1 protein-coding gene is annotated in these 258 nt (G+C 65.5%); it reads right to left on the reverse strand.

The genetic code is table 11. The features are described 5' to 3' along the window. Positions 1–221, reverse strand: a 221-nt coding sequence (locus tag SB764_RS42135) for a glycine betaine ABC transporter substrate-binding protein (RefSeq protein ID WP_410867056.1), incomplete at its 3' end; no start/stop codon positions are given. Positions 222–258: the final 37 nt, after the last annotated feature.

Here is a 258-nt window from a genome sequence, read left to right on the forward strand (position 1 = left end):
GTGGCCGCCGTACTGCCGGGCACGACATCCGTCTTGCAGCCGTAGCCCTTTTCGAGAATCTGCCGCAGCACCTCGGTCGCGAAGGCGCCGCTTTCCCACGTAATGCCCGCGAAATGCACGGTCTTGCCCTGCGCGCACCAGCTGTCCGCGGCATGCGCGCTTGCGCCTGTGAGGGCCAGCGCGGCGGCGCACACGGCCGCCCGGAATTGTCTGAGTTGCATCGTCGATTACCCTTGGAGCGTTGAATTGCGTTGAGCT

Source organism: Paraburkholderia sp. SIMBA_027 (assembly GCF_046535315.1).
GTDB classification, from domain to species: domain Bacteria; phylum Pseudomonadota; class Gammaproteobacteria; order Burkholderiales; family Burkholderiaceae; genus Paraburkholderia; species Paraburkholderia tropica.